We start from the raw sequence: 25,236 nt of genomic DNA, 5'->3' as shown, positions 1-25,236 counted from the left end.
CCGTGACGGTCCACCAGGAGCCGCCGACCTCCGCCCGGCGGTCGTCTCGTGAGAGGCGCCCACAAGGACCGTGGGGTGCCCTGCTGGCCCTTCCCGTCGTCGCGCTGGTGATCCCGGGCTCGCTCGTCCTGGCCGGACCGCTCAGGTCCAACGGGTGGCCGGCTCGCCTGCTCGTCTTCTGGATCGCGAGCATGGTCGTCCTCGGCTGGATCGCGCGGCGCCCCCGTCGGAGCCCCCTGGCACCCGGGCGGGTCGCACCCGCCGAGGCCGGCACCTGGCTGCTGATCATCGGTCTGCTCGCCGGGCTCGGCGGCGCGTTCGTCCGGGACCTCAGCGAGCTGGAGGCGGCCGGGACGCTGCGCTTCGCGCTGGTGCTGTTCCCCCTCGCCATCCTCGCCGTGGGCATCTCGACGCTGGCGGACTCGCGCCGGGCCGACCTCCTCCTGGCCGGACTCCTGGTGGGGGCGACCATCGGCGGCCTCATCGCGATCGCCCAGTTCGTGGTGCCCTTCGACTGGGCCGGGCTGCTGCAGGTACCTCCTCTGCAGAGCGACGATCCCAGCGGCGGCGGATCACGAGGGGGGTTCACGCGGATCAGCGGTGCCGCCGGCCACGCGATCGAGCTCGGGGTCATCAGCGGGGCCGCCCTGCCGCTCGGCATGCATATGGCCAGGTTCGCGGCGACCCGTCAGGCCCGGGTGCTCGCGGCGATCGCCGTCGCCGTCCTCGTCGTCAGCATCCCGCTGTCCGTCTCGCGCTCAGGAGTACTGGTGGCGATCCTCGCCGTCGGGATCTACGCGGTCAGCCTCGACAACCGGCAGCGGCTCACCGTGCTCGTCCTGGCGCTCGCGGGGCTCGCCGTCTTCCGGGCCGCCGTGCCGGGGCTGCTCGGAACCGTGGTGGCGATCTTCGGGGGCGCGTCCACCGACGACAGCATCACCGGCCGGACCGAGGACTACGCCCTCGTCAACGAGCTGTGGAGGGAGCAACCCGTCCTCGGCCACGGCCTGGGCACCTTCCGGCCCGAGGAGTACTTCTTCCTCGACAACCAGTACCTGATGGCGCTCGTCGAGGGGGGCGTCCCCCTGCTGGCCGCCACCATCGCCTTCTTCCTGCTCGCGATGGCGAGTGCGCGGGGCGCCGTACGGCGCGCATCCCACCCGGAGTACTCCTCGCGGGGCCAGGCCGTGCTGGCGTCGATCGTCGCGATCGCCATCTCCGGCACGTTCTTCGACCTGTTCAGCTTCGAGCAGGTGACGGTCATGACGTTCGTGCTCACGGGCGTCGCCGGGGCGATCTGGCGCCACGGCGTGGCCAGCGGCCACCCGCTGCCCATGCCCGCGGAGCGGTTCCGGGCAGCGATGTCCTCCCCGACCGCGAGTCGCTAGGCACGGCTACTCTCGTCCCGCAACCACGTGTTGAAGTCGCCCCGCCGGACTGCGGCCCGCGCCCGCCACGCGGCGAGCCCGGTGACGGCCACGAAGACCGGCACCCTGGGTGCGAGCGCCGGCCTGCGCCGGACCAGGCGCAGGAGCTCGGCCGGCCGCGTGCGCGAGTCGGCGCGCCGGAGCCGACCGGCGTCGGCCTGCGCGTTGCCCGTGCGCACCCGGATGCGGCGGCGCAGCAGGTCCCGGACCGTTCTCGGCGGCCGGACGACCACCGTCACGGACTCGTCCACCCCACGCTCGTGCGGGGCGCAGAGCTCGGAGATCACGAGGTCGTCCGACATCGCGGGCGGGAGCTCCGCATATCGCCGGTGCCCCTCCTCGGACAGCGCGATGACGCCGCGTCCGAAGAGCCCCTCGCGCACCTGGGGCAGCTCCTGCCAGACCTCGTAGTACGAGCGCGCCAGCAGGCCGACGCCGTCCAGCGGGACGCGCCGCCCGGGGGCGCGCGCCAGGAGCGGTCCCGTGCGTACCGCGTCGGCGAGCCGCAGCACGGCGTCGGCCCCGATCTCGACGTCGGCGTCCACGTAGACGCGGGGGTAGACCGAGGCGACCTCGCTGCCCGCACGCATCGCGAGGTGCTTCGACGGCTGCGGGATCTCGACGACCGTCACGCCCGGGAAGTCAGCCGCCCGCTCCGCCGTCGCGTCGGTGCACCCGTTGCAGACCACGACGACCTCGAGCCGGCGCCCGTCAGCCGACGCGGTCAGCCCGGTCAGCAGACGCCCGATCGACCGTTCCTCGTCGTGAGCAGGGACGATCACCGAGGCGGCCGGGACGGTGTGGCCCTTCATGTCACCATGCTGCCAGACTCTGCCCATCGTCGGGCAAAGACGCAGGAAGGGGTCCCCCATGATGCTGCGTGCCGGCTGGGCCACGAGGATGGAACGGCTCTCTCGTACGCGCGGCGCGCGGCGACGGACCCGTGAGCTGGCCCGGACCGCGGAGCACCTGCTGCGGCCCGGGCTCTACCTCCGCGCGGGTGAGAGCATCTGGCGTCACTGGCGCGCCGTCCTGCCTCGTCACCTGCGACAGAGCAAGCTCGACGCACGCTCCGGCACGCCGCGCGCGCTGATCGTCAACGCGGCCCACCGCCTCCTCCCGCCCCTTGTCCTCCGGGTGGGGCGGGGCCGCGGGGGGAGCTTCTCGATCGTCGTGTCGGCCGACGACGGGGGCCTGGTGCTCCTGGCGCCCGAGCACGGTCGGGTCGCGCGCACCTACGGGTCGCGCCGGATCGACGACGACTACGTCAGCCTCCGACGCCGCTTCGAGACGCACGTGGTGACGCCCGCATTCGAGGTGCGGGACGGCGGCCGTCTGCTCGTCGAGGAGTTCGTCCACGGCGACCACTTCCTCGATCTCGAGCCCGACCATCAGCTCGGGGTGGTCCGCGACCTGGTGCGCCGGTACGCCGAGCTGGGCACGCACGAGGGAGAGGGCGACTCGCGTGACCCCGTCGCGACGACGCGGGCCGCCGTCGCGCGGGGCAGCCCGCCGGGCGAGGTGGCCGAGCTGCTCTCCTCATCCAGGATCGAGGCGTGGTCGCGCGCCTGGCCGCTCGTCCCCTCCGCCACCGATGCCAACGTGAAGAACCTGATCATCCGGTCCGACCGGACCCCCGTACTCATCGACCTGGGCAGGATCCGCCTGGACCCGGTCTTCTACTACCCGGTCGGGGTGGTGGTCATGGCGAGAGGACACGTGCTGGACCGGTTCCTCGCCGGAGACCTGGACGACGATCTTCACGCGCTCGCCCCCGGCGGCACTGCGCAGAACCGGCTGGACGACGAAATTCGGCGGAGCCTGCTGGCGCTCCGGGTGGCCATGGTCAGCTACCGACGGGCGAGCACGTCAGGAACCTTCGACCGAGCCGCCTTCGACGACATCCTGGCCTATCGCTGGTCGGCCCTGTGGTCGGGAGTACCGGCGACCTACACCGGGTCGTACCCGGCCGACTCGAGATCCGCACCCGGCCCCTCCTCGGCCCCGGGCGCCGGCCCCGCATCGGGTTCCAACGAGGGTCGCACGGCCTGAGCAGGGCCCGGACCCGCGTGACGCGGAACATCAGAGCGCGCCGTTCGTCCGGTCGTCCGGTGACCACGACCGGCCCGCCGACCTGGCCGCCGCCACCACGCTGTCGAGCACCCGCCCGAGCTCGCCCGCGGTCATGGTGTGGAACATCGGCAGGACCACGGTCGAGTCCGTCAGCCGCTCCGTGACCGGCAGAGGGGGCGCGGGGACCGTGCGCCTCGCGTACGCCGGCTCGCGGTGCGTCGCCATGACACCGCGCCGGGCCGAGATGCCGTCGGCGGCCAGCCATGCCAGCAGGTCGTCGCGCCCCATCGGGAAGCCGGGCAGCACCTCGACCCAGAAGGACTGGTAGTTCGTGGTCCCGTACGGGGGGTCGGCCACGCAGCGCAGGTCCGGCAGGCTGTCGAGGACGCTGCGGTAGTCGGCCGCCAGGGACCGGCGTCGTCGCACCATCTCCGGCAGGCGCTCGAGCTGGACGAGACCGACGGCGGCCTGCAGGTCCGTCATGCGGTAGTTGAAGCCGACCTCGGCATAGCTCGCGTCGGCGGCCGGCACGCCGGCGTGCCGGTCGGCGGCCGAGACGTCCATGGCGTGCTCGCGCAGCCTGCGCGCCCGCGCCGCCCACTCGGGATGGGACGTGGTGAGCATCCCGCCCTCACCGGTCGTGACGAGCGTTCGCGAGTGGAAGGACCAGGTGGTGACGTCGGCCCCGACACCCACCGGCGCACCGGCGTAGGTCGAGCCGGCCCCGCAGGCCGCGTCCTCCACCAGCACGAGGGAGTATCGGTCGCACAGCTCGCGCAGCGGGCCGAGGTCGACCGGGACGCCGCCCTGGTCGGCGACGATCACCGCGGTCGTCGCCGGGGTCAGCGCCGCCTCCACGGTCCGCGCGGTGACGTTGCCGGTCGTCGGGTCGACGTCGGCGAAGACCGGCCGGGCCCCCACGTAGGTCGGGGCGTTCGCGGTGGCGATGAACGACAACGACGGGACGACGACGTCGTCGCCGTGTCCCACGTCCGCCACCGTGAGGGCGAGGTGCAGGGCCGCGGTGCCCGACGACGTCGCGACCGCGTGCGGCACGCGCTGCGCCCGGCTGAACGCGCCCTCGAAGTCGGCCGTCCGCGGCCCCTGGGCGAGCCACCTGGAGGCCAGGACGTCGGTGACGGCCGCGACCTCCTCGGCACCCAGCCACGGCCGGGTCACGCCGATCCGGTCCACCGTCGTCGCCGTCTGTTCCATCGGAACCCCTCCCCCTGTGCTGTGCGCCGACGGTCGCCGCCGACGCCGTCTGCCGAGATGCTCATCAGTACGCGCCGTCGGGTCTGACCATGACCTTGACGGTGCGCCACATGATCATGAGATCGCCGGTGACCGACCAGTTCTCGACGTAGTAAAGGTCCAGGCGGACGCTCTCCTCCCAGTCGAGGTTCGACCGGCCGTTGATCTGCCAGAGCCCCGTGAGGCCCGGCTTGATGTAGAGCCGACGGCCGGTGTGGCCCTCGTAGGTGGCCACCTCCTCCGGCAGCGGGGGGCGGGGGCCGACGAGCGACATGTCGCCGCGCAGGACGTTCCACAGCTGCGGGAGCTCGTCGAGCGAGTGCCGGCGCAGCACGGCACCCACGCGGGTGACCCGGGGGTCGTCCTTCAGCTTGAACAGCGGGCCGGCGCCCTCGTTCCGGGCCGCGAGCGCCGCCTTGTCCTGCTCGGCGGTGGCGACCATGGTGCGGAACTTGCCCATCCGGAACGGCCGCCCGTACCGGCCGGTCCGCGTCTGGGAGAAGAACGCTCCGCCGGGCGAGTCCCACCTGACCATCAGGGCGACGGCGAGGAGCAGCGGCGAGGCGATCAGCAGGCCCGCGCCCGCACCAAGGATGTCGAGCCCCCGCTTGACCACGTGGCGGCCGCCCTCGAACCGGGGCTGGTCCACGTGCAGGAGCGGCAGGCCCTCGACGGGGCGCATGGTGATGCGCGGACCGGCGACGTTGACCAGGGAGGACACGAGGACGAGCTCGGTCCGGGTCCGCTCCAGGGACCAGCCGAGCGTGCGGATGGCGCTCGTGCCTGCACGCAGCGGGCCGGCGACGACCACCGAGTCGGCCCCCAGCTCGGTCACCGCCTGCGGGACGCGCTCGACGCCGTAGAAGGTCGGGGGCGCCGGCGGGCCGTCCCGGTCGGGGTCGCCGGTCCCGGCGTCCTCGGGTGCCGGCCCCGCCGGCGGGTCGGTGGGGACGTCGAGGACGACGCCGACCACGCGGTAGCAGACGGCGGAGCGGCGGGCGATCTGACGGGTCACGTACGCCACGTCGGCCGGCTGACCGACGACGACGACGTCCGACAGCGCGACGCCGCGCAGGCGCAGCCGGTGCAGCCACGTCCGCCACACCCAGCGGCCCACCACGAGGGCGGCCAGCCCGACGGGCAGGCTGAGCGTCAGGTGCGGGCGCGCGTGCGCGGAGAGGTCCGCGCCGAGCAGGACCGTGACCGAGCAGGCGATGCCGGCCGTGGCGGCGGTCGCACCGACGACGCGCTTGTACTCCTCGGCCCCGACCGCCATCCGGCGCGGGGACCGCGTGCGGAACAGCTGCAGGGCCAGGCTCCAGACCAGGACGAGCCCGACTCCGAGGGCGACCGTGGCCCCGGCGGCGACGTCGCCCGATGCCCACGTCCCCCAGGCGACGGCCAGGAGGATGACGCCGAGGTCGGTGGCGTGCACCCGTCGTCGGTAGCGCCGCGACCAGTCGACGCGGCGGTGGACGTCGGGCGGGTCCGGTGCGACGTCGGGCCGCAGGGGGCTCATGGCCGCAGGGGCCGGGCTCAGGACCTCGGGCGCGGGTCCCGCGTCCGTGTGCGGGACGGTGGCGGGCGTGGGTACCTCGAGGACGCGGGCGCCGAGGGCGCCGAGCGTCCCGGTGCGCGCCGACCTCGGTCGGTCGTGGGTCGTCGTCGACTGCGAGTGCACGGGGGCCTCCGGGGGGTGGCAGCACCGGCGCGCGTGGGGGGCGCTGCGCCGGGTCTCCGACGGCGGGTCCGTCGGTCCGTCCTCGACGCTAGGAACGGCCGGTCGCCCGTACATCGGTGGGCGGTACTCGCTCGCCCCCCCCGGGGACCACGTGGAACCACGTGGTCGATGCGCACCGACCACCTGGACGGGTCAGGGCCAGACGTCCCGGAGCTCGGTGCGGTCGCTGATGCCCAGCTTGGCGAAGGCCCGGTAGAGGTGCCCCTCCACGGTCCGGGGCGAGACCACGAGGGTCCTGGCGATCTCGCCGCTCCGACGTCCCTCGAGCGTGAGCCGGACGATCTCGAGCTCCCGGGGCGTCAGCGCCCCCAGGTCCAGCGCCGACCGCACGTACCGGCCGGGCACCCCGCCGAGCTCTCCGACGACCCCGTGCAGGTGCCGCAACGCCTCGCCGCGCCGCCGCAGGTCGTTCGCCCGGTCGTGGAGCCGGACCACGCGTGCCCACGCGTCCGCCGCGACCACCGGGAAGCCCTCGGTCATGGCCTGCTCAGCCACCTGGGACAGGCGCACGGGGTCCCCGGCGATCGCCGGGTCGTGGGCACGCACGACGAGGTCGGCCCGTGGCCCGTCGAGCAGGAGGCCCGCCCGGTGGATGGCCGCGACCAGCTCGTCGTCCGCGGTGTCGGGGTCCCGGACGGCGGACGCGACGAGCAGGATCTCCAGCGCGACGGCGGGGTGCGCGGCGACCTCCGCGTCAGCGACGATCCGCGCCCACGCCGGGGGTTTCCCGGGCGCGTGCTCCCGCCCGGCGTCGTCGACGACCTCGGCGACGCCGGACGCGAGCAGCCGGCGCTCGGTCCGACCGTGGGGCCCCGCGTCCCGGACGCGGTCCACGAGCGACGTGCCGCCCGCGGGTGCGCCGACGGGCGGGGCGGCGGAGGCTCCCTCGAGGGCGGTGACCAGGGGCCGGAGGCGGACCGGGTCCCACTGGTCGAGGTCCGACGCCGCGTCGCGGAGCACGTGGCCACCCGGCCGCACGCGGCCGCGAGCGAGCTCGACGAACCCGTCGAGGGACTGCAGGGTGCCGGCCCAGGCGTGGCTCCGGTACGCCGACCCGCCGCGCCGGTCGGCCACGACCCGGGCGGCACCGTCGACGTCCCCGACGAGCAGCAGCGCCTCCACCAGGTGCACGACCGCGTGCACGCCCAGGAGCGCCGACACCCGTGCGTCCCCCGCCACCAGCGCGTCGGCCTGCGCGGCGTCGTCCGCGGCGTCGACGAGGCGCCCCGCCCGCGTGAGCAGGCATCCTCGTACCCAGTGCGCGACGCAACGCATCACCGTCGGGGCCTCAGGGTCCGTGGCGACCGCGGAGCTCAGGTCGAGAAGCCGGGCCGACTCGTCGGCGACGTCGACGCGGTCCAGCGCCGACCACCACGCCGCGAGCGAGCCGGTCGCGGCGGGCGCCGTGCGCCCGGCCCGGAGCGCGCGGTCCTGCCGCTCGAGCCAGACCTCGCTCAGCGCGGCCCACGGGGTCGTCGACGCCCCCTCCTGGGCCCGGTCCATCGCCAGCGCGGCCAGCACCTCGGACAACACGTGCACGTCCTGCGTGCGGTCGGCCACCTCGACGAGGTCGGTCCGACCGGACATCGCTCGGCCGGCGGCGAGCATGACCTCCGCACGCAGCACCACGCTCTCCTCGTGCGCGGCGTCCGCCGGCCGCGCGGCCAGGAACCAGGCGGTGGCGAGGTCCCGGCTCGCGAGGAGCTCGTAGCCGGCCGCGACGCGGTCCTCGTCGGGCACGGGCAGCCCGCTCTCGACGGCCCGGGCCACGGATCGCGCGGGCTGCCGTCGCGGGGGCCCCGCGACCGAGGCCGGCCGCCGCGCCATGAGCTCGGCACCCCGTCCGGGCGGCGTGATCGAGCGCATGACCTCGCCGTACAGCTCCGCGCTCAGCTCCACGTCCCCCTCGGGGGTGCCGCGGACCACGTGCGTGTCCCACAGGTCCTGGACCTGGTCCCCCACCGCCGCGCGCAGCTCGGCGGCCGGCATGCGTCCGACGAGCGCCAGCATGGTCACCGCCGTCTGCTGCTGGTCGGTGAGCTCGGACTGCATCCCCTCGACGACGCCGACGAGCCGTTCGTCGACCGAGGGGGCCGGTCGGAGCAGCGTCCACCGGTCCGGGCCCCCGTTCGTCCAGGTCTCGCCGTCGGCACCCACGAGGATGCCCTGCTCGTCCGCCGACGCCAGGAACGCGACGACGAGCCCGGGCATCCCGCCCGTCATGCCGAGGATCGTCGCGGCCGCGCCGCCGGTGGGTCGGGCCCCGACGACGGACGCACACAGCGCGCTGGTCTCCGCGAGCCCCAGGGCGGGCATCGTCACGGCGGCGAGCAGGCCCGTGTCCACCAGCGCGCCCAGGCCGGACTCCCCGCGCAGGCCCACGCTGGTGGCGAGCAGGACGGCCTCGCGGTTCTGGGCCAGGAGCGCGAGGACGAACGCGCTGGCCGCGTCCAGGAACTGGCAGTCCTCCACGACGATGACGGGTCGGAGCCGGCTCCCGTCCTGCGCGGGGGACGCGATCCCGTCCAGGTGCCGCTGCACGGCCGCCAGCACGTCGACCGGTCCCTGCACGACCTCGAGGTCGGTGAGGTACGGGGACAGCGCGCCGTAGGGGACGTCCACGAGCGCGGGACCGCACTGCACGGTCAGCGCGGTCGGTCCGCCCCCGTCCCGCAGGAGCACCTGCACCAGGGACGTCGTCCCGGACCCGGGCGCGCCGACGACGACGACGCCGGCCCGGTCGACGTCGTTCAGCCGTTCGTGCAGCACGCCGATGTGGGCGTCCCACAGCGTGTGGTCGAGTGCCGTCATGTCCGCTGTGCCCCGGCCTCCTCGAGGACCGGCCGGTCCGTCGCGAGCCGGCTCAGGCCCCATCGGCCGCGGACGTGCAGCTTGGCGTAGACCTGACCGAGGTGCCCCTCGACGGTCCGGACCGAGATGCGGTGGTGTCGGGCGATCGAGGCGTTCGACAGCCCGTCGACGACCATGACGGCGATCTCGCGCTCGCGCGGCGTGAGGGACCGCAGCCATCCGGGCTCGTCGGACCCGCCGCGCTCGGCGCCAAACGGGCGGGTCCTGGCGACGACCTCGGCGAGCCGCCGGGCGTCGGCCGCCGGCAGGGTGGCGACCACCGACGTCGGCGCGCCGTAGCTCCAGGCGAGGTACCCGATGGCGGCCATCGCGGTCAGGGCGGCGCGGGTGCGCCCCGGATCGTTCTCGCGGACCCCCACGGCGAGCTCGGCGCCGGGACCGGACACCACCGCCCGGGTGCGGGCGACGGCGCTCCCCAGCCGTCCGGCCACCGTGGCGTCCCCGAGCAGCGCGGAGGAGAGCAGGGCGTACATCTCGACCACGGCGAGACCCTCGTGGCCCGCCCGGTCGGCGAGCCGGCCCAGCCGCGCGGGCGCGTCGTCGACCCGGGCGGACGCGACGTCGTCGACACGGGAGGGCGCGGCGTCGTCGCCCGGGGCAGGCGTACCCGCCACCGCGCGCGCGAGCTCGGCGAACCAGCCGAACCGGCCCCAGGTGAGCGGCACCGCCCGGTGCGTGTCCGGCGGCTCGGTCGCGCGGCCGGCCGGCCGGCGAGGCGCGGGACCCTGGTCCGCGCGCGGGTTGAGTGAACGGCAGCAGTCGACCAGGGCCTGGGCCACCGCCCGGCCCTGCGGGTCGTGGACCGCGGCTGCCTGCTCGACGAGACCGGTGGCCGACGCCTCGGCCTCGTCCGGACGGCCGGAGAGCAGGTCGAGGACCACGAGCCCGAGCTCGGCGTCGAGGACCGCCTGGGGGTTGCCGTGCCGGGCGAGAAGGATCGCGTCGGCCAGGCCCCGGGCGGTCGCGAGGTCGCCGCACCTCAGCGCGGTCTCGAGCAGCGACGCGGCGATCGCCGCCCGGTCGTAGGGACCCATCACGCTGTCGAGGACCCCGCGGCGACGGTAGGTGGACAGCTCCGCGTGGACCCGTGCCGCGGCCGCCCGCGCACCGTCCTGGTCGTCCGTGAGCGAGAGGATCTCGGCGCGGGTCGCCTCGCCACGCAGTCGCACGGACTCCTGGTTGCGGCCCGGGCGACCGGGATCGAGGCGGACCCCGGGGTGCGGGTCCGCGGTCCGCCGCAGTCGGTCCTCGGTCCTCGAGCGGTCCCCGACCAGCGCCGCGATCGTCGCGGACAGGACGAGCAGGCACGGCGAGTCGTCGTCCGCGGCGGCGTCGACCTCGTCCTGCGCGCGGCCGACCTCCCCGAGGGCCAGGAGCGCCCGCGCCCGGGCCCAGACCAGGTGTCCGTGCACGTCGTCGGGCCCGGCCGCAGCGGCGGACCCCGGCGTGCGGGCTCCCCCCGGCGTGCCGGCGCCCTCCGGCGTGCCGGCCCCTCCCGGCGGGCGGCCCGGCACCCGTGCCCGGTCCAGCAGGCGCAGGGCACCCGCCGCATCGGCCGAGGCCAGCCGGTCCTCGGCCCGTTCGAGCAGCCGGGCCGGCCCGTCCTGCTCCGACGCCTCGCGCTCGAGCCGGGACCTGCTCTCCGGGTCCAGTGCGGAGACGACACGGTCGCGCCACACGGGCTCGACCGCCGCCACCGTCCCGGCGGGCGTGCGCCGGACCGTGACGATGCCCTGCGCCTGCAGCGAGTCCAGGTCAGAGCCGTGACCGTTCCTGATGAGCTCGCCGGTCTCGACCGGGCCGCGCGTCGCCAGCAGCTCCAGCAGCGCACGGCGCTCGTCGGGCATCCGCCTGAGGACGACGTCCTCGCCGGGCACGCCCCGTCCGCCGTGGAGCGGACCGTCGGTCAGCACCCAGCGACCGTCGACCTCCCGGAGCCTGCCGGACCCGACGCAGTCGTCGGCGATGCTGCGCAGCCGGCCGAGATGTCCCCCGCCGTAGCGCCACAGCACGGTCGCCGCCACGCGCGAGACCTCCCCGCCGAGGTGGTCCACGAGCAGCGCCCGCGTCCCGGCGGGCGTGAGCGGACGCACGGCGACCTGAGCGAGGTCGCCCGAGCGCGCGAGGACCGCGAGGTCGGGCGGCACGTCGATCATCCGGTCGCACTGCACCAGGAGGACCACCCGACGCTGGTGCGCCAGCTGAGCGAGCACCGTCACGGAGCTCGGGTCCATCTCGCGGGGCTGGGAGAGGATGACCACGGCCGGCTCCTCGCCGACCGGTGCCAGGTACTCGCCGAGCACCTTGGCCATGCGGTACCAGGTCGGTTCCGGACCCACGCCCGAGCGCGCCTGGAGGATCGACAGCGCCCCGTACGGCAGGTCGGCGACGAACGCGCTGCCGTGCAGGTGATGGACCGGGCGCTCGGCGCGCAGCTCGTCGACGGCCGCCTGCGTCACCGCCCGACGGTCCTCCGGCGTGCCGACGAGCACCGCGCCGACGCGCTCGACCTGCACCGCGCGCAGGACCTCGTCCACCGCGGATCGCGGGTCGTCGCTCCAGATGCCGTCCGAGTCAGGATTCAGCCATGCATGTGCGAGCGGCATGACTCCTCGCCTCTCGGCCGACGTGTCAGGCTCGCGATCCGCCGCAGGGTCTGCGACAGAGGCGGCACGTCAGGGGCGAGGAGGAATGAAAGCTTCATGTCGATGTGCTCCTTGCGTCTCCGAGGGGAGGCACGCACCCGCGGTGGGGGAGTCCGCGGCCGGCAGCATCGGCACGACCGGTCGGTGCGAGCCCCCGAGGGACGCCCACCGCCGAACCCGACGATCCTGCCCTCCGACGGGTCGGAAGCTCGCGGTCCGGGGGCTCCCGCCGGGCGCCCGGTCGCTCCGCCGTCCGTCGGGACGGCGGGCGCCGGGAGCGTCGTCGTCGACAGCCTGACGATCGTCCTCGGACCACTCCGACCAGCCGGAGGTGCCATCGACAGGAAACCTCCGAGACCCACCGGTGTCAACGCGACATTGACCGTCGGTGACCACCGACGGCGTCCGTTAACCCGGGACGACGCCCGAGGGTCTCCGGACGCGGACATCCGTCCGCTCCGGACCCGGCCGCCGAGGGGGGACGCCGAGTGGGCGCGGACGACCTGTCCAGGCAGCGTCGAGGTGGCGTCGAGCACCGGCGGAAGCGCCCGGTCCTCATCGGCGCGTCCATGCGCGGCGTCGCCTCGCGCCGTGTCCCCGACCGATCGGGGCACACACGCACCGCTCGGGTCCGCTCCCGACCGCGTCGGGGCGCACGGGATGCTCTAACGAAGATATGTGCGGACCGCGCGAGCGTCATCTGGACGCCGGCCCGCGCGGATCACGCCTCCGAGCCAGGTTTGTCACCCTTGCCACCCGGGCGTGGTCCCGGGCATGTCCGCGGACGGGGTGAACCCCCGGCGGCCGAGGAGGTGGACCAGCACCTCCTCGGCCGCCGGGACATCGGGGCGTCAGGGCGTGCGCCGCACCCCGAGGGTGTCGGTGCCGTCGCCGTCCCAGTCGCCGACCAGCACCTCGTCACCTGCTCGTCCGAAGTGCACGAGGACGTCCTCGTTGCCACCGGCCAGGGAGTTCTTCACGTAGTAGGCGTTGCCGCGGCGCACCGCGAACGTGTCGATCCCGTCGCCGTCCCAGTCGCCGGCCAGCACGGCGTCACCGCTGCGCCCGTACTCGAACGCCCGGTCCGCGTTGCCCCCGCTGAGGCTGTTCGCCACGAAGTACGCGTTACCGCGGCGGACGGCCAGGGTGTCGGTGCCGTCGCCGTCCCAGTCGCCGACCAGCACCTCGTCGCCCGCACGGCCGTAGCTCAGCTCGTGGTCGGCGTTGCCGCCGTCCAGAGAGTTCGCCACGAAGTACCGGTTCCCTCGGCGGACGGCGAGGGTGTCGGTACCGTCGCCGTCCCAGTCGCCGACCAGCACCACGTCGCCCGCACGGCCGTAGGACAGGACGTGGTCGGCGTTGCCGCCGCGCGGGGCGTTGGAGACGAGGTAGAGGTTGTCGCGGCGGACCGCGATGGAGTCCGTCCCGTCGCCGTCCCAGTCCCCGATCAGCACCTCGTCGGCGTGCCGTCCGTACTGGAAGGCGTGGTGGGTGGTGCCCTGCCAGTCGTTGCTCAGGAAGAAGCCGTGCTCCTGGTGCGCCGGCGGCCCCGGCTCGGGCTCCGGCTCCGGCTCGGGCTCGGGCTCCGGTTCGGTCGCGCGGTCGCGGATGTGCGCGTGGAGCACGTCGGCGACGTCGGTGTTCTCGATGTAGTCCCCGCGCACCGGGTCACTCTCGTCGGCGACCGCGTCGAAGTCGGACGCGGCGGCGCCGCGGGCGAAGAACGGCACGATCTGGTGCGTGTGGTAGTGCGGGGTGTCCTCGATCTCGTTCTCCTTGAGATCGGTGAAGTCGGTGAACTCCGCCGCGGGCAGCTCGCCCGCGCTACCGGTCAGGGGCGTGAAGTCACCGGTGAACTCGACCCCGCCGTCGACGACGGTGCCCGAGCCCCACAGGTTCCCCGTCTCGTGGTCGGAGGTGACGATGACCGTGGTCTCGTCCCAGCTGGACTCCGAGTCGACCCACTCGATCACCGCGTCGACGGTGGCGTTGAAGTCGATCATGTTCTCGATCGTGCGGCCGAGCTCACCGTGGTGGCCGGCGCCGTCCACGTTGGCCTGCTCGATCACGGTGAAGAAACCCTCGTCGCTGGCGTTCGAGAGCACGTTGAGGGTCGCCGCGGCCATCTCCGGGAGGCGGGCCACGTTGTCCGCGATCGGCGCGGCGAACGGGGTCTCGCGGTCGCCGGGCCGGTCGTGCGTGAGGGCCCCGCTCGTCTGGGCCAGGCCGAGCACGCGGTCCGGCGTCTCGCCGGTGGCGAGCGCCTGGAAGTCGGCACGCTCCTCGACGAGGGTCCACGGCGCCAGCCCGGTGCTCGTGTCACCGGCCGCGATCGCCTCCCAGTCCGCGCGCGGGATGTTGTGGTAGCCCGGCGCCTGCGGCTCGCCGTTGTTGCTGAACGCGGGGTGGCCGCCGCCCATGACGACGTCGAGGTCCTCGTGGCGCAGCAGCTGGTCGATGATGAGGTCCTCGTCGCCGTCGTCGGCGTGGACGGCGAACCCGGCCGGCGTGTCCCCCAGAACTGGCCGCTCGTGACGACCCCGGTCGCCAGGCCAGCCTCGCTCGCGACGTCGACCATGTCGGTCAGCGGCTCCTCGTCGCGGTCCCAGCCCAGGTAGCCGCCCCGCGTGCGCACGCCGGTCGACAGGGCGGTCGCCGCGGCCCCGGAGTCGGTGACGTTGAGCCAGGAGCCGTCGCGCTGGTCGCGGGTGGCGTTCTGCGGGTGCCCCCACGCCTCGATGGTCGAGTAGGCCGGGCTGAAGACATAACCCGTGTCCATCGAGAGCCGCGTCTCGAACTCCTGGTACTCCTCCGACGTCACGCTGTCCGAGCCGTGCGCCGCGAGGTAGGGGTTGTCGCCCTGGTCCTGGTAGGCCGCGGTGCCGTGCTCGTAGAGGCTGGCGGCATCGATGTGGTTGTAGCCCATGCCGTCGGCGATGAGCAGGATGACGTTGGTGCGCTCGTCGTCGTCGGCGACCGCCGCGGCGGGGGCAAGGGTGGCGAGCAGGGTCGCCGTGACGGCGACGGCGGCCGCCCGTCCGGGGCGTGGCAGGCGCATCTGATGGGCTCCTCGTGGGTGCGTGGGATCGACGCCGGTCACCCAAGCAGGGGCGTATGAACCTGCGATGACCCCGGCGCGACGCGCGCGCACCCGTCCGATGAACACCCGGGGGTGCCGGAGCGATCAGCCCTCGAGCTCCTCGGCGGTGTGCAGCCACTCCTCCTCGAGCTCGTCGGACTCGGCGCGCAGCTGGTCCGACTGCGCGGCGAGCGACGTGATCCGCCCGACGTCCTGCTGCTCGGCCGCCTCGGCCATCTGCGCGTCGAGCCGCTCGATCTGGCCGCTCAGCTTCGTCATCCGCCGCTCGATGCGAGAAAGATTCTTGCGAGCCTCCCGCTCGCGCGCGGCATCCGGGGTCCTCGCGGTACCGGACGCGCCGGCCCCTCCCCCGGCCGGGTCCGTGGTGACCGCGCCGTCCGTGCCGGGCTCCGGAGTCGGGCCGGCCGCGGCCAGCGGGGTCCGCCCGCCACCTGCGGACTCGCGCTGGGCACGGCGCAGCTCGAGGTACTCCTCGACGCCGCCGGGCAGGTCCCGGATGTCGCCGCCGATGACGGCGACCTGGTGGTCGGTGACGCGCTCGAGCAGGTAGCGGTCGTGGCTGACCACGACCAGCGTCCCGGGCCACGAGTCGAGCAGGTCCTCCACGGCGGCGAGGGTGTCGGTGTCGAGGTCGTTGGTCGGCTCGTCCAGGAGCAGCACGTTCGGGCCGGCGACCAGGAGACGGAGCAGCTGCAGGCGCCGCCGCTCGCCGCCGGAGAGCTCGGACACTCGCGTCCAGGCGCGCTCGCGGGCGAACCCGAGGCGCTCGACGAGCTGGCTCGCCGACAGGTCCGTCCCGCCCACGCTCACGTGCTCGGCGACGTCGGCGACGGCCTCGACGACCCGCAGCTGCGGGATGTCGTCGAGCTCGCCGGTGTCCTGCGTGAGCACCGCGAGCTCGACCGTCTTTCCCCGCTTGACGCGGCCGCTCGTCGGTTCCTGCAGGCCGGCCAGCAGCCGCAGGGCGGTCGACTTCCCCGCGCCGTTCGCCCCCACGATCCCCACGCGCTCGCCCGGCGCGAGCCGCCAGGTGACGTCGTCGAGGATCGGGGGCGGTGCGTCGTACTGCACGGTGACGGCCTCGAGGTCGAGGACGTCCTTGCCGAGTCGTGCGCCGGCGGCGTCGGTCAGCGCGAGCGTGTCGCGCGGCGGCGGCTCGTCGGCGATGAGCGCGGCGGCGGCGTCGAGCCGGAACTTGGGCTTGGACGTGCGCGCGGGGGCACCGCGGCGCAGCCACGCCAGCTCCTTGCGCAGGAGGTTGTTGCGCTTCTGGGCGGCGACGGCGGCGCTGCGCTCGCGCTCGGCGCGCGCGAGGACGTAGGCGGCGTACCCGCCGTCGTAGGTCTCGACGTGGCCCGGCACCGGGGACCGCCCGCCCGCGCCGTCGTGCCCGGGGACCACGTCCCAGACCCGCGTGCACACCGCGTCGAGGAACCAGCGGTCGTGGGTGACGACGAGGAGCGCACCCTTGCCGGACGCGAAGCGCTCCGTGAGGTGGGCGGCGAGGAAGGCGACGCCCTCGACGTCGAGGTGGTTCGTCGGCTCGTCGAGGACGAGGACCTCCGCCGGGGCCGCGAGGACGGCCGCCAGGGCGACGCGCCGACGCTGACCGCCGGAGAGCGTGTCGACGTCGGCGTCCAGGTCGAGCTCGGCGATCAGCCCCTCGTGGAGCTCACGGACGGTGCGGTCGCCGGCCCACTCGTGCTCGGCGAGGCCGCCGTGGACCGCGTCGAGGATCGGGGCGCCCGGGGGGAGGGTGTCCTGCTGGTCGAGCACGGCGATCCGCGTGCCCGACGGCGAGGTGACGCGGCCGCCGTCGAGCGGGCGCCGTCCTGCCAGCGCGGCCAGCAAGCTCGACTTGCCGGCACCGTTGCGGCCGAGCACGCCGATGCGCATCCCGTCGTCCACACCGAGCCCGACGCCGTCGAGCAGCACCCGCGGGCCGGCCATGAGTCGGAGGTTCTCCGCGCCGAGGAGGTGGGCCATCAGGCGGCTCCACCGGCGCCGTGGTTCGCCGGGGTCTCCGGCGCAGCCTCGACCACGTGGGCACCCCGGGCCGGTGCCGTCGTCGTGAGGACCCGGTCGGCGACCTCGGCGCCCCTCACGACGGCGGCGACGGACGCCGCGTGCCGGGCGTCCAGCGCGAGGGCGGCCACGGTCGGCCCGGAGCCGGAGAGCACGGCACCCAGGGCGCCGGCACGCTCGAACGCGGCAAGGACGTCGCCGAGCTCGGGGCGCAGCTCGAGCGCAGGCTCGGTCAGGTCGTTGAGCAGGAGGCGGCCGAGGGCATCGGGATCGCCGTCGGCGAGGGCGTCGCCGATCGCGGCCTCGTGGGCGCCCGGGGCGAGCCCGCCGCTGCCCGGCCCTGCGGTGCCCGGCCCCACGGTGGTCGGCCTCCCGTCGCCGGGATGCGGCGTCCCAGGGGCGGAGGGCTCGTGCAGCATGCTCGGCACCGACGGCGGGCCGCCGCGCGGATGGCCGTGCATCGAGTCGTAGACCCCGAACACGGCGGGCGTCGAGAGTCCCGTGGCCTGGGTGGCCAGCACCCAGTGCCACTCGCCGACGTCCGGCATCACGACGAGCCGCTCCCCGCGGCCGGTGCCCAGCGCGCTCCCGCCGAACAGCGGGAAGGAGACGTCGGACCCGAGGTTGGCCGCGAGGGCGTGCAGGTCGAAGGCGCCGAGGTCGGTGCCCCACAGGGCGTCGCACGCGAGCAGGGCGGCCGCCGCGTCGGCGCTGCCGCCGGCCATGCCGCTGGCCGCGGGCACGCTCTTGTGGATGGTCAGCTCGACCCCGGCGTCGACGCCGGACGCCGCGCGCAGCGCCTCGGCCGCGCGGGCGGCGAGGTTGGAGGCGCCGAGCGGGACGCCGTCGACGTGCTGGGCGAGCCGGACCGTCGTGCTGCCGCGCGGTGCCGGGGCGGCGGTGACGTGCTCGCCGAGCTCGAGCGCCTGGAAGACGGTGACCAGCGGGTGGAAGCCGTCCTCGCGCGGCGGCCCGACACGCAGCGAGAGGTTGACCTTGCCGGGCGCCCGGACGGTGACGGGGGCGGCGGTGGGACCGGTCGTCATCGGGACTCCTCCGGGTCGTGGGTGGGACTGCGGGCGGCGCGGGCGGCGGCGATCGCGGCCAGCTGCGTGATCGTCAGCGTCTCCCCTCGGGCGGACGGGTCGACGCCGGCACCGCGCAGGGCCCGCTCGGCGGCGGCGGGCGATCCCGCCCATCCCGCCAGCGCCGACCGCAGGGTCTTGCGCCGCTGGGCGAACGCGGCGTCGACGACGGCGAAGACCTCGCGCCGGTCCGCGTCCACGACCGGTTCGGTGCGCCGCACGAGGCGCACGAGGGCCGAGTCGACGTTGGGCACCGGCCAGAACACCTGCCGCCCGATGGTCCCGGCCCGCTCCGCCCGCGTCCACCACGCGGCCTTGGCGGAGGGGACGCCGTACGTCCGCGATCCGGGCGGGGCCGCGAGGCGGTCGGCCACCTCGGCCTGCACCATGACGAGGACGTCGGTGACCGAGGGCAGGTGCTCGAGCGCGGTGAGCAGCACGGGCACGGCCACGTTGTACGGGAGGTTGGCGACGAGCCGGGCGGGCGGGGTCCCGGGCAGGAGGTCCGGCTCGGCGAGCCGCATGGCGTCCGCGGTCACGACCTGGAGCCGGTCGGCGGCGGCCGGTGCGCGCTCCGCGACCGTGGCCGGCAGGGCGGCGGCGAGGACGGGGTCGATCTCGACGGCGACGACGTCGGCCCCGGCCTCGAGCAGCGCGAGCGTGAGGGAGCCGAGCCCGGGGCCGATCTCGAGGACCCGCTCACCGGGGCGGACGCCGGCGGCACGGACGATGCGGCGGACCGTCCCGGCGTCGTGGACGAAGTTCTGGCCGAGCATCTTGGTGGGCCGCACGCCGAGCCGGTCCGCCAGCGCGCGGACGTCCGAGGCGCCCAGCAGCGAGACGTCGGACGGTTCGTTCACAAGGGGACAGCCTACGTGCGTGACGCGGGAGGTACCGGCGCCCGCCCCACACGATCCCACCGGGCGCACAGGGAAGACGCCGAGCCGGACCACGGCGTGGTCCGGCTCGGCGTGCGGTCTGTGGGTTCGGCGCGGAAGGGTGGTTTCGGCGCAGACGTGTGCGGTCAGCGAGGAACCGTTGACCCTGCGGCGTGGATCAGTACCAGCCGACGCTCTCCGAGTGGCCCCACGCGCCGCACGGGGTGCCGTAGCGCCCGGCGATGTAGTCCAGGCCCCAGGCGATCTGCGTCGCGGGGTTCGTGCGCCAGTCGGCGCCGGCAGCGGCCATCTTGGAGCCGGGCAGCGACTGCGGGATGCCGTAGGCGCCGGACGACGGGTTCTGCGCGGTCGGGTTCCAGCCGGACTCGCGCTCCCACAGGGAGTTGAGGCAGGAGAACTGGTCGGCGCCCCAGCCGCGCGAGGCGGCCATGCTCTGGGCGATCGCCCGGGGGTCACCGCCGCTGTAGGCGGGCGTCTCCGCGGCCGGGGCGGCCTCCTCGGCGGGCGCGGACTCCTGCGCGGCCGCGGGCGCCTCCTCGGTGGGCTCCGGCTCGGGGGCGGCCTGGACCGGCTCCGGCTCGCGCGTGCCGACGAGGACGACCTCGTCGACGCGCTCGTCCACCGTGACGCTGGCGACGAGCTCGCGCTCGTCCTCCTCGCCCTCGGCGGAGGTCACGCGGTAGGTGTTGACGACGCGGCCGTCGACGCCCTCGGTCCGGACCTGGGTCTGGCCGACCTCGAGCTCGTCGGTCTCGACCTCGGACGTGCCGTGCTCGTCGATGACCTCCTCGGTGACCGAGTCCGAGGTCACGCGGACGATCTCGACGTCGGTGACGGGCCCGGCGAGCGGGGCGGACACGCGGTCGTCGGCGCCGATCTGGATACCGGCCTCGTGCAGGGCCTCGTCGAGGGTCTGCGCCGCGGTGGTGAAGTCGAGGGTCTCGCCGTCGACGGTGACCGTGAAGCTCGTGGTGACCTCGGCGGTGTCGAGGGCGATGCGCTCGGCGGTGGAACGGCCGGCGGCGTCGCCGCGGTCGACGGGCTCCACCAGGGCGGCGCTCGCGGCGGTGCCGGAGTCGGCACCGAGGCCGGCGTCGGCGGCGATCACGCCACCGGTGACGACGAGTGCGCCGCCGGCCAGCACGGACGCCAGGACGGCGCGCTGGTGCCGGCGGAACCGGTCGGCGCGGCGGGAGGTCGTGGCTGTGTCGGTCACGGGGACGTCGTTCCATTCATCAGGTGTCCGGGGGGCGGCAATGAACGTAACCGTTCTGTGACCTAGCGACAAGGCTGCGACCGGGCGTGAGGTCAAGGTCACGACACGCCTGCGCGCACGGCGCTGCGACCTGGCCCACAACCTGTGCTAACAAGCACCCTCCCGACGCCGGGTCTCCTCCCGGCCGGCCGGGCCTCCGCGCGGCACCGTGACCTGGGGACGTGACCGTCCCGTGACCCAGGACCGTCGCCGATCACGCGGCACGAGCCCCACCGGTCACGCGGAGCAAGCCTCACCAGTCACCCGGCGCGGGCCTCCCGGTCACGCGGAGGCGGACCAGAACTCCCCGTAGACCTCGCGGGTCGTGGCGGTGAGCCGCTCGCACAGCCGCTCCAGGCCGACCCCGCGCTGCTCGGCGAGCGCCCGCACGGTGCGCGTGAGCACGTAGCTCGCGTTGGGCCGGCCCCGGAACGGCACCGGCGTGAGGTAGGGCGCGTCGGTCTCCACGAGCAGCAGGTCGTCCGGCACGAGAGCGACCGCCTCGCGCAGCTGGTCGTTGCTCCGGAAGGTCACCGGGCCGGCCACGGACACGTACCAGCCGTGCTCGGCGCACAGGCGGGCGAGCCGCTCGCCGCCGGAGAAGCAGTGGAAGACCGTCCGCTCGGGGGCGCCGTCGCGCAGGAGGATCTCGGCGACCTCGTCGTGGGCCTCGCGGTCGTGGATCTGGACCGGCTTGCCGAGCTCGCGGGCGAGCGCGAGGTGGTCGCGGAACGCGGCGACCTGGGCGTCGTGGCCCCGCCCGGCGGCGGTGCGGAAGAAGTCGAGGCCGGTCTCCCCCACCGCGACGACCCGGTCGTCGCCCGCGAGCTCCACGACGCGCTCGAAGGCCTGCGCGTAGGTCAGCTCGTGGTGGTCGCGCACGGCCGGGTCGAGGCCGTCCGGGGCGACGTCGTGCACGCGGGCGTGCAGCGCCGACTCGTTGGGATGGATGCCCACGGCCGCACCGATCGACGGCTCGGAGCGGGCGAGCTCGACCGTGCCGGCCAGGCTGGGGACGTCGCAGGCCACGCTGAGCAGGCCGACGACGCCGACCTCCCGGGCGCGCGCGAGCTGCTCCTCGGTGGTGAGGGGGTCGACGCCGCCGGGCAGCCCGGCGTCGCGCGGGTCGACCGGTGAACCGTCCGCCCGCAGGAGCGGCAGGTGGGTGTGGTTGTCGACGACGGCGCCCGGGAGCGCGTCGTCGGTAGGCGGGAAACCTCGCTCCTTCTTCTTCCCGTTCCCGCCGCTCACGAGTCGCTGCCCGCGGACGCCGCGGGGGGCGCTCCGTCGACGCCGAGCCGGCCGAGCTCCTCGGTGACGATCGAGTCGTCGAGCTTGGTGAAGATCGGGGACGGCTTCCCGACCGGGGCACCGACGCGCACGGGGCGTGCGGCCCACGGCGTGGGGTCGGAGTAGTCGCCGGTGATGATCGGGTACCGGCGGTCGTTCTCCAGGTCGTCGACCTCCTCGAGCCGGGGCATCGGCTGGATGTCGCCCGTCCCGCCGATCGCGGCGTCGACGGCGTTGCTCGAGTGCGGGAGGAACGGCGAGAGCATGACGTTGAGGTCCGAGACGGCCTGCGCGAGCGTGTGCAGGACCGTGAGCAGGCGCGGCCGCTGCTCCTCGCTCTTGAGGCGGAACGGCTCGGTCTGCGTGACGTAGGTGTTGGCGACGCCCACCAGACGCATCGCCTCGGCGATCGCCGCGCGCTGGCGGTGGGCGCCGACGAGCTGACCGACGGTCGTGAAGCCGCCCGCCACCGCGGCGCTCAGCTCGCGCTCGAGGTCGGTGATCTCGGCCTCGACGGGCGCCGGCACCTCGCCGACGTTCTTGGCGATCATCGACGCCGTGCGGTTGACGAGGTTGCCCCAGCCGGCCACGAGCTCGCCGTTGGTCCGGCGCACGAACTCCGCCCAGGTGAAGTCGACGTCGTGGGCCTCGGGACCGGCGGACGCGACGAAGTAGCGGAAGGCGTCGACCTGGTACCGCTGAAGCATGTCCCGCACGTAGATGACGACGCGCTTGGAGCTGGAGAGCTTGCGGCCCTCCATGGTGAGGAACTCCGAGCTGACGACCTCGGTGGGCAGGTTGAGCTCGCCCAGGTGCCCGGCGGTCCCGCCCCTGGCGCCGCGCCCCGAGTAGGCGAGGAGCTCGGCGGGCCAGATCTGGGAGTGGAACGTGATGTTGTCCTTGCCCATGAAGTAGAAGGACAGGGCCTCGGGGTCGTTCCACCAGGCGCGCCACGCGTCCGGGTCGCCGGACCGGCGGGCCCACTCCACCGACGCCGAGAGGTAGCCGATGACGGCGTCGAACCAGACGTAGAGCTTCTTCGTGGGGTTCTCGCGCCAGCCGTCGAGCGGGACGGAGATGCCCCAGTCGATGTCCCGGGTCATCGCGCGCGGCCGGATGTCCCCCAGGATGTTCTGGCTGAACCGGATGACGTTGGGCCGCCACGTGCCGGCGGCCTCGCGCTCGTCCAGCCAGCGGCCGAGCTCCTCGGCGAGGGCCGGCAGGTCGAGGAAGAAGTGCTGGGTCTCGACGAACTCCGGCGTCTCGCCGTTGATGCGGGAGACGGGGTCGATGAGGTCGGCCGGGTCGAGCTGGTTGCCGCACGTGTCGCACTGGTCGCCGCGCGCGCCGCCCGCGCCGCAGATCGGGCACGTGCCCTCGATGTACCGGTCCGGCAGGGTGCGTCCGGTCGACGGCGACACCGCGCCGTGCGTGGTCTGCTCGATGAAGTAGCCGTTGGCGTGGACGCCCTCGAACATCTCCTGGACCACCTTGTGGTGGTTGCCCGCCGTCGTACGCGTGTAGAGGTCGTAGGTCAGCCCGAGCGCGACGAGGTCCTCGGCGATGAGCCGGTGGTTCGTGTCGGCGAGCTCCTGGGCGGACACGCCGGCCTCGTCGGCGGCGATGAGGATCGGCGTGCCGTGCTCGTCGGAGCCGGACACCATGAGGACGTCGTGACCCGCCATCCGGGCGTACCTGCTGAAGACGTCGGAGGGCACGCCGAAGCCGGCGACGTGCCCGATGTGCCGGGGGCCGTTCGCGTACGGCCACGCCACGGCGGAGAGGATGTGGGTCATACCGCCCAGGGTAGTTGCGCCCACGCGTGCCGGAGGTCTCACCTCCCCTTGCGCCACGGCCACCTTCCGGTGGCAGGATGGCGCGGCACCGGGTTCACCCGAAACCGGTCAGTCGAACGGAGCAACGTGATGATGGGCGACCGCAGGCGCCGGAACCGGCGCGCACTGCTGGTGGTCGATGTTCAACCCACCTTCTGCGAGGGAGGTGCACTTCCGGTCCCCGGCGGCAACGAGATCGCGCGTCGGATCGCCGCCTACGCCGGGTCCCACAGCGACGACTACGCCGCGGTCGTCACCACCCAGGACTGGCACGTGGACCCCGGGGACCACTTCTCCGACACCCCGGACTTCATCGACAGCTGGCCGCCGCACGGCGTGGCCGGCACCGACGAGGCCGAGCTGCACCCCGCCCTGACGGACCTCGAGACCGACGCCGCCGTGAAGAAGGGCGCCTACGAGGCCGCGTACTCGGGCTTCGACGGGATCGATGCCGAGGGGCGCACCCTCGCCGAGATCCTCGACCAGCTGTGCATCGGCAGCGTCGACGTCGTGGGGCTCGCGGAGTCGCACTGCGTCAAGGCCACCGCGCTGGACGCACGCCGGCTCGGGCTGCCGGTCCGCGTGCTCACCGACCTGACGGCTCCGGTCTCGCCCGAGCTGGGCGAGATGGCCCACGAGGTGCTCACGGCCGCCGGGGTCGAGCTGGTGGAGTCCGAGCGGGTGGCGCTGGCGGTCCGCTGAGACAGCGGCCCGGGTACCGCCACCGGACGCTGCGGGTGCAGCGACCGGGCGGCCCGGGCCGAACGCCTTCCCGAGAGACCGAACGCCTCCCCCGGGAGGTCAGCCGGCCATGCTGGGCGGCAGGCACTCCAGCTGGCGTGCTGACAGACCCGTCCGGATCCGCTCGAGGTGGGCGGTGGAGTAGTCGGGTGCGGGCTGGGTCTTGATCGGCGTCCGGGAGGACCAGGTGAAGGTGACGGAGTACCGGTCCCGGGCGACCGGGGGCGTCGCGCGGTGCAGCAGCCGGCAGTTGTCCGCCACGATCGTGGTCCAGGTCGGCCCCGTGGCCGTCCGGGCCGCGTCCGCGGGCACGAAGCTGTCCAACCGGTCGTCGGCCACGAACCCGGACACGTAATGAAGCCGGCCGACGGCCCGGAGGGACTCCGCCACGGGTAGGTAGGCGAACGGGCCACCCTGTTCGTCGACGTCGTTGAGCCAGACGAGGATCTTGACGGTCCTGCGGTCCTCGACATCGAGGTGCCACTGCCGCACGCCCTCGACCTGGCCGTTGCCCACCTCGCGGCGGACGTCCGCGCCGTAGTACCGGGCCGGGACCCCGAGGTAGTTCTCGACGACGTCCAGCAGCCGGGGCTCGAGCCCCCAGTGCCAGAGGGACATGTCGTCCAGCAGCTCGTCCAGCGAGGGGCGGAGCGTGCTGGCGCCGTCCGCCGACTGCGCCGCCAGCCGGCCGACCAGGGCGTCGAGTGCGTTCTTCAGCTCGGCCGTCCGGGGGATCGCGAGATCTTCGAGCAGACCGATCCGGATGGCGTCACGGTTCAGGGTGGACACCAGGGCGGCCTGCTGCGCATCGAGCACGGGCAGGTACGGCGCCCAGTGACGGCGACGCTCCTCGTGCCTCCCGTCTGCGGCCCACCGTGCGGGAGGAAACTGCGTGAGGATCTGGCGCTTGACCCGGTTGATGGTCCGGGACAGGGGTGCTGCCAGCTCGGCGCTGGGCGTCATGCACGGACATTAGCGGCGGATCCTCCGCGTGG

The 25,236-nt window shown here is 74.5% G+C and carries 18 protein-coding genes and 1 pseudogene; 5 read left to right on the top strand and 14 right to left on the bottom strand.

The genetic code is table 11. From position 1 onward, the window contains the following. The first annotated feature begins 2 nt into the window (after positions 1-2). Complete coding sequence (locus tag ACPYO4_RS11285; protein WP_425709335.1) at positions 3-1,388, top strand: O-antigen ligase family protein; 1,386 nt, start codon at positions 3-5, stop codon at positions 1,386-1,388. On the opposite strand, the gene ACPYO4_RS11280 is transcribed toward ACPYO4_RS11285, so the two are convergent. Beyond that, on the bottom strand, positions 1,385-2,239 hold the full coding sequence (locus ACPYO4_RS11280) for a glycosyltransferase (RefSeq protein ID WP_425709334.1): 855 nt from the start codon (positions 2,237-2,239) through the stop codon (positions 1,385-1,387). The two genes, ACPYO4_RS11285 and ACPYO4_RS11280, sit on opposite strands and share 4 nt — an antisense overlap. A 58-nt stretch (positions 2,240-2,297) precedes the next feature. Here ACPYO4_RS11280 and ACPYO4_RS11275 point away from each other — a divergent pair, with 58 nt between their 5' ends. Then, positions 2,298-3,479: a hypothetical protein gene (locus ACPYO4_RS11275; RefSeq protein ID WP_425709333.1), complete on the top strand. Its 1,182-nt coding sequence runs from the start codon at positions 2,298-2,300 to the stop codon at positions 3,477-3,479. A gap of 30 nt (positions 3,480-3,509) precedes the next feature. Here ACPYO4_RS11275 and ACPYO4_RS11270 read toward each other — a convergent pair whose 3' ends face one another. The 5 genes from ACPYO4_RS11270 to ACPYO4_RS11250 all read right to left on the bottom strand — a co-directional run bounded on the left by ACPYO4_RS11270 (position 3,510) and on the right by ACPYO4_RS11250 (position 14,458). Then, entirely contained in the window at positions 3,510-4,715 is a 1,206-nt protein-coding gene (locus ACPYO4_RS11270) for a DegT/DnrJ/EryC1/StrS family aminotransferase (RefSeq protein WP_425709332.1), read from the bottom strand. A gap of 64 nt (positions 4,716-4,779) precedes the next feature. Beyond that, positions 4,780-6,435, bottom strand: a complete 1,656-nt coding sequence (locus ACPYO4_RS11265) for a sugar transferase (RefSeq protein ID WP_425709331.1) — start codon at positions 6,433-6,435, stop codon at positions 4,780-4,782. A gap of 192 nt (positions 6,436-6,627) precedes the next feature. Next, on the bottom strand, positions 6,628-9,306 hold the full coding sequence (locus tag ACPYO4_RS11260; RefSeq protein ID WP_425709330.1) for a LuxR C-terminal-related transcriptional regulator: 2,679 nt from the start codon (positions 9,304-9,306) through the stop codon (positions 6,628-6,630). Beyond that, a complete protein-coding gene (locus ACPYO4_RS11255) occupies positions 9,303-11,972 on the bottom strand; it encodes a LuxR C-terminal-related transcriptional regulator (RefSeq protein ID WP_425709329.1) in 2,670 nt (889 codons plus the stop codon). The genes ACPYO4_RS11260 and ACPYO4_RS11255 overlap by 4 nt, the downstream gene beginning before the upstream one ends. Before the next feature lie 890 nt (positions 11,973-12,862). Continuing rightward, complete coding sequence (locus ACPYO4_RS11250) at positions 12,863-14,458, bottom strand: alkaline phosphatase (RefSeq protein WP_425709422.1); 1,596 nt, start codon at positions 14,456-14,458, stop codon at positions 12,863-12,865. Here ACPYO4_RS11250 and ACPYO4_RS11245 point away from each other — a divergent pair. Further along, positions 14,417-14,629 carry a hypothetical protein gene (locus ACPYO4_RS11245; RefSeq protein WP_425709428.1) on the top strand — a complete coding sequence of 71 codons (213 nt, stop codon included), beginning with the start codon at positions 14,417-14,419 and terminating at the stop codon, positions 14,627-14,629. The genes ACPYO4_RS11250 and ACPYO4_RS11245 overlap by 42 nt on opposite strands. Here ACPYO4_RS11245 and ACPYO4_RS11240 read toward each other — a convergent pair. Then, positions 14,596-14,790 (bottom strand): annotated as a pseudogene (locus ACPYO4_RS11240) (hypothetical protein); the annotation flags it as partial. The gene ACPYO4_RS11245 and the pseudogene ACPYO4_RS11240 sit on opposite strands and share 34 nt — an antisense overlap. 54 nt (positions 14,791-14,844) lie before the next feature. Between ACPYO4_RS11240 and ACPYO4_RS11235 the strand changes: the two are divergent. Further along, positions 14,845-15,129 (top strand): hypothetical protein, encoded by a 285-nt coding sequence (locus ACPYO4_RS11235; protein ID WP_425709328.1) that lies wholly within the window; start codon positions 14,845-14,847, stop codon positions 15,127-15,129. A gap of 66 nt (positions 15,130-15,195) precedes the next feature. On the opposite strand, the gene ACPYO4_RS11230 is transcribed toward ACPYO4_RS11235, so the two are convergent. The 6 genes from ACPYO4_RS11230 to metG form a co-directional block, all read right to left on the bottom strand. Further along, complete coding sequence (locus ACPYO4_RS11230; protein ID WP_425709327.1) at positions 15,196-17,097, bottom strand: ABC-F family ATP-binding cassette domain-containing protein; 1,902 nt, start codon at positions 17,095-17,097, stop codon at positions 15,196-15,198. Continuing rightward, on the bottom strand, positions 17,097-18,182 hold the full coding sequence (locus tag ACPYO4_RS11225; protein WP_425709326.1) for a 4-(cytidine 5'-diphospho)-2-C-methyl-D-erythritol kinase: 1,086 nt from the start codon (positions 18,180-18,182) through the stop codon (positions 17,097-17,099). The genes ACPYO4_RS11230 and ACPYO4_RS11225 overlap by 1 nt, the downstream gene beginning before the upstream one ends. Beyond that, complete coding sequence (rsmA, locus tag ACPYO4_RS11220) at positions 18,179-19,081, bottom strand: 16S rRNA (adenine(1518)-N(6)/adenine(1519)-N(6))-dimethyltransferase RsmA (RefSeq protein ID WP_425709325.1); 903 nt, start codon at positions 19,079-19,081, stop codon at positions 18,179-18,181. Before rsmA ends, ACPYO4_RS11225 begins: the two co-directional genes overlap by 4 nt. A 196-nt stretch (positions 19,082-19,277) precedes the next feature. Further along, positions 19,278-20,336, bottom strand: a complete 1,059-nt coding sequence (locus ACPYO4_RS11215) for a G5 domain-containing protein (RefSeq protein ID WP_425709324.1) — start codon at positions 20,334-20,336, stop codon at positions 19,278-19,280. A gap of 321 nt (positions 20,337-20,657) precedes the next feature. After that, a complete protein-coding gene (locus ACPYO4_RS11210) occupies positions 20,658-21,626 on the bottom strand; it encodes a TatD family hydrolase (protein ID WP_425709323.1) in 969 nt (322 codons plus the stop codon). Further along, positions 21,623-23,461, bottom strand: a complete 1,839-nt coding sequence (metG, locus tag ACPYO4_RS11205) for a methionine--tRNA ligase (RefSeq protein ID WP_425709322.1) — start codon at positions 23,459-23,461, stop codon at positions 21,623-21,625. Before metG ends, ACPYO4_RS11210 begins: the two co-directional genes overlap by 4 nt. A gap of 129 nt (positions 23,462-23,590) precedes the next feature. Between metG and ACPYO4_RS11200 the strand changes: the two genes are divergently transcribed. Next, entirely contained in the window at positions 23,591-24,202 is a 612-nt protein-coding gene (locus ACPYO4_RS11200) for an isochorismatase family protein (RefSeq protein ID WP_425709421.1), read from the top strand. A gap of 99 nt (positions 24,203-24,301) precedes the next feature. Here ACPYO4_RS11200 and ACPYO4_RS11195 read toward each other — a convergent pair whose 3' ends face one another. Further along, the gene (locus ACPYO4_RS11195) at positions 24,302-25,204 is read right to left on the bottom strand and encodes a hypothetical protein (protein WP_425709321.1); all 903 of its coding nucleotides are present in this window, start codon (positions 25,202-25,204) and stop codon (positions 24,302-24,304) included. Positions 25,205-25,236 lie beyond the last annotated feature (32 nt).

This window comes from Georgenia sp. Z1491 (assembly GCF_049856175.1).
Lineage (GTDB): Bacteria > Actinomycetota > Actinomycetes > Actinomycetales > Actinomycetaceae > JB111.
Note: the sequence above shows the minus strand (reverse complement) of the source record. Positions and strands in the feature narration are given on the sequence as shown.

What these genes read in the sequence shown, in the direction of transcription:
- ACPYO4_RS11275 (WP_425709333.1), top strand. Translation starts at nt 2,298, where the DNA reads ATGATGCTGCGTGCCGGCTGGGCCACGAGGATGGAACGGCTCTCTCGT.
- ACPYO4_RS11200 (WP_425709421.1), top strand. Translation starts at nt 23,591, where the DNA reads ATGATGGGCGACCGCAGGCGCCGGAACCGGCGCGCACTGCTGGTGGTC.
- ACPYO4_RS11270 (WP_425709332.1), bottom strand. Translation starts at nt 4,715, where the DNA reads ATGGAACAGACGGCGACGACGGTGGACCGGATCGGCGTGACCCGGCCG.
- ACPYO4_RS11255 (WP_425709329.1), bottom strand. Translation starts at nt 11,972, where the DNA reads ATGCCGCTCGCACATGCATGGCTGAATCCTGACTCGGACGGCATCTGG.
- ACPYO4_RS11225 (WP_425709326.1), bottom strand. Translation starts at nt 18,182, where the DNA reads ATGACGACCGGTCCCACCGCCGCCCCCGTCACCGTCCGGGCGCCCGGC.
- metG (WP_425709322.1), bottom strand. Translation starts at nt 23,461, where the DNA reads ATGACCCACATCCTCTCCGCCGTGGCGTGGCCGTACGCGAACGGCCCC.
- ACPYO4_RS11195 (WP_425709321.1), bottom strand. Translation starts at nt 25,204, where the DNA reads ATGACGCCCAGCGCCGAGCTGGCAGCACCCCTGTCCCGGACCATCAAC.
- ACPYO4_RS11230 (WP_425709327.1), bottom strand. Translation starts at nt 17,097, where the DNA reads ATGGCCCACCTCCTCGGCGCGGAGAACCTCCGACTCATGGCCGGCCCG.
- ACPYO4_RS11260 (WP_425709330.1), bottom strand. Translation starts at nt 9,306, where the DNA reads ATGACGGCACTCGACCACACGCTGTGGGACGCCCACATCGGCGTGCTG.
- ACPYO4_RS11280 (WP_425709334.1), bottom strand. Translation starts at nt 2,239, where the DNA reads ATGAAGGGCCACACCGTCCCGGCCGCCTCGGTGATCGTCCCTGCTCAC.